This is a genomic window from Burkholderia sp. Ac-20345, assembly GCF_017104825.1.
Taxonomy (GTDB): Bacteria; Pseudomonadota; Gammaproteobacteria; order Burkholderiales; family Burkholderiaceae; genus Burkholderia; species Burkholderia lata_B.
Genome location: NZ_JAAGPO010000360.1, coordinates 1 through 5127, shown reverse-complemented (window position 1 = coordinate 5127; position 5127 = coordinate 1). Strand labels below are relative to the sequence as shown.

At 67.5% G+C, this 5127-nt stretch carries 3 protein-coding genes; 2 read left to right on the top strand and 1 reads right to left on the bottom strand.

The annotated features are described in order from the left end of the window. Positions 1-356 precede the first annotated feature (356 nt). On the top strand, positions 357-1109 hold the full coding sequence (locus G3O06_RS46520; protein ID WP_205820111.1) for a class I SAM-dependent methyltransferase: 753 nt from the start codon (positions 357-359) through the stop codon (positions 1107-1109). 118 nt (positions 1110-1227) lie between these two features. Here G3O06_RS46520 and ppc read toward each other — a convergent pair whose 3' ends face one another. Beyond that, positions 1228-4254 (bottom strand): phosphoenolpyruvate carboxylase, encoded by a 3027-nt coding sequence (gene ppc / locus G3O06_RS46515; RefSeq protein ID WP_174998472.1) that lies wholly within the window; start codon positions 4252-4254, stop codon positions 1228-1230. Positions 4255-4461: 207 nt separating this feature from the next. Between ppc and hemC the strand changes: the two genes are divergently transcribed. After that, positions 4462-5127, top strand: a 666-nt coding sequence (hemC, locus tag G3O06_RS46510; protein WP_205820110.1) for a hydroxymethylbilane synthase, incomplete at its 3' end; no start/stop codon positions are given.

The window sequence follows — 5127 nt, the reverse complement described above, 5'->3', positions numbered from 1 at the left end:
GCATATCAACAGAATTTTTTAGTCGTTTGAAATATAAGGCGAGTTTATTACGATTCACCGGAGTTTTTCAAATATGGATATCTGTTTTCGTCATTAGCAATCCACCCGGCAGCGGATGGGGGCGGTGGACGGGTGGTTCATGCGGAAACGGCGAAATGGAAGCGGGGATGCGGCAACGAACAGACAGGTGTATCGAATACCAGAATAACTGCTTAACTTGTACTGGTACAAACGCAGGCCTATTGTAGCGGCTCGCGCGCTGACAGGGCAGCGAGCGTCCCACAAAACGCGTTGCATGGGGCCGGAGCAGGCGCCGAGGTGCTTGTCGCACCGGCAACGGTACAAAGGAGCGAACGATGAAACACCACGACCAGGTCGCCGACGCATTCGGCACGACGGCCGCCGCCTATCTGACGAGCACGGTTCACGCGACGGGCGCCGATCTGCAGACGCTCGCCGACGCGGTGCGCGCGACGCCCGATGCCGCGGTGCTCGATCTCGGCTGCGGCGCCGGCCATGCGAGCTTCGCCGTCGCGCCGCACGTGCGCGACGTGGTCGCCTACGATCTCGCCGCGCAGATGCTCGCGACCGTCGACGCGGCCGCACGCGAACGCGGGCTCGCGAACATCCGTACGCAGCAGGGGCCGGCCGAGCGACTGCCGTTCGACACGGCGACGTTCGACTGGGTCGTGAGCCGGATGAGCGCGCACCACTGGCACGACATGCGCGCGGCGCTCGCCGAGGTGCGCCGCGTGCTGAAACCGGGTGGCCGCGTGCTGATGATCGACATCGCCGGCAACGACCATCCGCTTCTCGATACGTACCTGCAGGCCGCGGAAGTGCTGCGCGACGCGTCGCACGTGCGCGACTACCGGGCGGACGAGTGGCTCGCGATGTTCCGCGAAGCCGGCTTCGACGCGCATGTGCACAGCCGCTGGCGGCTGCCGATCGATTTCGATACGTGGGTCGCGCGCATCCGCACGCCGGCCGACAGTGTCACCGGCATTCGCGCGCTGTGGGCGCATGCGCCGGACGAGGTGCGCGGCTACTACGCGGTGCAGCCCGACGGTTCGTTCGAACACGACGCGTTGCTGATCGACGCGAACTGAGCGAGAGGTGTGCCGCTGCGGTTTTGCCCGCGCATGAAAAAAGCCGCGATACGCACCATCGCGTATCGCGGCTTCCAAGACGCCGGCCGACGCGGAATCACACCGCGCCGCATGCGGATCAGCCGGTGTTGCGCAGGCCGGCCGCGATCCCGTTGATCGTCAGGTGAATCCCGCGGCGCAGCCGCGCGTTCGTATCGCCCGCACGGTGGCGCTTGATCAGCTCGACCTGCAGGTGGTTCAGCGGATCGAGATACGGGAAGCGGTTCTTGATCGAGCGCGCGAGCAGCGGGTTAGTTGCGAGGCGGCCTTCGTGCCCGGTGATTTCCGCCAGCGCCTGCGACGTGCGCTCCCATTCCGCGACGATCCGCTCGAACACGTGCTTGCGCAGCTTGCGGTCGGAAACGAGCTGCGCGTAGCGCGACGCGACCGCGAGGTCAGTCTTCGCGAGCACCATGTCCATGTTCGACAGCAGGTTCGAGAAGAACGGCCAGGTCTTGTTCATCTTCTTTAGCAGCGCGACGCGCTTCGTGCGCTCGGCTTCGTCCTGCGCGCCGTCGAGATACGCGCTCACCGCGCTGCCGAAGCCGTACCAGCCCGTCAGCAGCAGCCGGCACTGGCCCCACGAGAAGCCCCACGGAATCGCGCGCAGGTCCTCGATCTTGCGCTGCTTCGGATCCTGCAGCTTGCGCGAAGCCGGGCGGCTGCCGATGTTCAGCTCGGCGATCTCGGTGATCGGCGTCGACGAGAAGAAATAGTCGGTGAAGCCCGGGGTTTCATAGACGAGCGCGCGGTACGCGGCCATCGCCGAATCCGACAGCGTCTGCATCGCGGCCTCGAACGCCGGCAACTGCGCGGGCGCATTGTTCTGCGGCAGGAGCGTTGCTTCGAGCGTCGCGGCGACGACCGTCTCGAGGTTGCGGCGTCCGATCTCCGGGTTCGCGAACTTGCTCGCGATCACCTCGCCCTGTTCGGTCAGGCGGATCTGGCCGTTCACGGTGCCTGGCGGCTGCGACAGGATCGCCTGGTAGGTCGGGCCGCCGCCGCGGCCGACCGTGCCGCCGCGGCCGTGGAACAGCCGCAGCGTGATCTTGCGGTCGCGGAACAGGTCGACGAGCGCGAGCTCCGCGCGATACAGCTCCCAGTTCGACGTGAGGAAGCCGCCGTCCTTGTTGCTGTCCGAATAGCCGAGCATCACTTCCTGCTCGGCGCCCTGGTGCGCGATCAGCGCGTCGATGCCCGGCAGTGCGAAGTATTCGCGCATGATGCGCGCGGCGTCGCGCAGGTCGGGAATCGTCTCGAACAGCGGGATCACCATCAGGCTGTTCCGCGCATCGCCGCCGGGCACGCCGAGCGCGCCTTCGAGCAGGCCCGTCTCCTTCTGCAGCAGCAGCACCTCGACGAGGTCGCTGACGGTTTCCGTATGCGAAATGATGTAGTTGCGCACCGCGCGTGCGCCGAATTGCGCGCGGACTTCGCGTGCCTTCTCGAACACGCCGAGCTCGCTTTGCGCGAGCGCCGAATATTCGAAGTACGGCAAGCGCAGCGGACGCGGATCGGCAAGGGCGGTGAGCAGCACGCGCAGCTTGTCTTCCTCGGCGAGCGCCGCGTAGTCGGCCTCGACGCCGGCGCGCGCGAACAGCTCGGCGACCACGGCTTCGTGGATGTCGGAGCTCTGGCGCAGGTCGATGCTCGCGAGATGGAAGCCGAACACTTCGGCCGCGCGCACGAGCGGCGCGAGGCGCGGCGCGGCGAGCGACGTGCCGTGGTGTTCGTCGAGCGATGCGGTCAGCACCTTCAGGTCGGCGACGAACGCTTCGGAATCCGCATACGGGATCGCGCGCACGGGCGGCGCACCGCGGCCCGCGCTGCGCACCGGCACCGTGCCTTCGCCGAGACGCACGCGCGCGCTCGCGGCGAGGCGCGTGTAGATGCCGATCAGTGCACGGCGATACGGTTCGTCGACGCGGTGCGGCGACTGGTCGGGGGAAGCTGCCGCGAGCGCCTTCACAGCGTCGTTCGCGCCGACGAGCAGGTTCGACACCGACAGTTCGGCGCCGAGCTTGTGCACCTGTTCCAGATAGTGCTCGAGGATCACCGCGGCCTGGCGGTTGATCGCCTCCTCGAGTGTCGGCGCGGTCACGTTCGGGTTGCCGTCGCGGTCGCCGCCGATCCAGCTGCCCATCTGGAAGAACGCCGGCACGCGCGCGGACAGGCCGTGCTCGGCGAGCGCGGCCTCGATGTCGCCGTACAGCGCGGGCAGTTCGTCGAGGAACGTCGCGCGGTAGTACGACAGCGCGTTCTCGATCTCGTCGCCGACCGTCAGGCGCGAGTCGCGCAGCATGCGGGTCTGCCACAGCGCGGTCACGCGCGCGCGCAGCATCGATTCGTTGTACTGGCGCTCGCGGCTCGTCAGTTCCTGGTCGCGCTCGGCGAGCAGGCGCGCGATGTCGTGCTGCGCGTCGAGAATGCTCTTGCGCTGCACTTCGGTCGGGTGCGCGGTCAGCACCGGCACGATCAGCGCATCGTCGAAGAAGCGCTGCAGCAGGCGCTTCGACGCGTTGCCGGTCGTTTTCAATTGTTCGAGCGCGTACGCGACCGTGCCGGGCTGCGACGCGGAGCCGGCCAGCGCGTGGATGCGGCGGCGGCGGTTGTGGTGGCGGTCTTCCGCGATGTTCGCGAGATGCGAGAAATAGCTGAACGCGCGCACGACGCTCACCGTCTGCTCCGGCGTCAGCTTGCGCAGCTTCTTCTCGAGCGTCTGCGCGGCTTCGCTGTCGTCCTCGCGGCGGAACTTGACCGCGGTCTGGCGGATCGTCTCGACGACGTCGAACACGGTGTCGCCTTCCTGCTCGCGCACGACGTCGCCGAGCAGGCGGCCGAGGAAGCGGATGTCGTCGAACAGCGGGCCGTCCTTGTCCTCGCGCGTGCGCGTGCCGGACTTCGTCGCACCGGCCGTGCGGGCCGCGGTGCGGGCAGCCGGGCCGGCGGCTTTCGTCGCGCGTTTTGTCTGACGTATCGGGTCTTTCGGTTTCGTTGCCGTTTTCGCACGGCCGTTCGCGGCGGTGGCGACGGTGTCCGTCGAGGCGTCGGAGGAGGACAGGGCAGCATTGCGGCGCGCCGTACGCGCCGATCCGGAAGACTTCACGATGGGTTTCCTTGGGAAAGCTCGAGTCAAAAGGAACTGCGGAAACTGCGAAACTGCGGTCAAGCAACCAGCTACGTGCGGCACATCCGCACATCGGCGCCGCGACCCGCTCGGCGGCAGGCCGGGCGCAGGCTCCGGGCCCGGGCGGGCAGGGGCGTGCGTGCTACCATTGTTCGATCTTCAATCCCGTCCTTCGATGTTCCAGCAATGAATTCCGAGACTCCTGCGGCCGGGCCGCAACAGGCACAGCTGCCCGCGACATTGACGATTGCTTCGCGCGAGAGCCGCCTGGCGATGTGGCAAGCCGAACATGTGCGTGATGCGCTGCGCAAATTATATCCAGCTTGTGACGTGAAAATCCTCGGGATGACGACGCGCGGCGACCAGATTCTCGATCGCACGCTGTCGAAGGTCGGCGGCAAGGGCCTGTTCGTGAAGGAACTGGAGGCCGCGCTGGCCGACGGCCGCGCCGATCTCGCCGTGCATTCGCTGAAGGACGTGCCGATGGCGCTGCCTGAGGGCTTCTCGCTCGCCGCGATCATGGAGCGCGAAGATCCGCGCGATGCATTCGTGTCGAACGACTACGCGTCGCTCGACGCGCTGCCGGCCGGCGCCGTGGTCGGCACGTCGAGCCTGCGCCGCGAGGCGATGCTGCGCTCGCGCTACCCGCACCTGGAAGTGCTGCCGCTGCGCGGCAACCTCGACACGCGCCTGTCGAAGCTCGATCGCGGCGACTACGCGGCGATCATCCTCGCGGCCGCCGGCCTGAAGCGCCTCGGCCTCGAAGCGCGGATCCGCGCGCTGCTCGACGTCGAAGCGAGCCCGCCCGCCGCGGGCCAGGGCGCGCTCGGCATCGAGATCGCATCGCACCGA

Excerpts from the sequence above, each read along its gene's own strand:
- G3O06_RS46520 (WP_205820111.1), top strand. The coding sequence starts at position 357 with ATGAAACACCACGACCAGGTCGCCGACGCATTCGGCACGACGGCCGCC.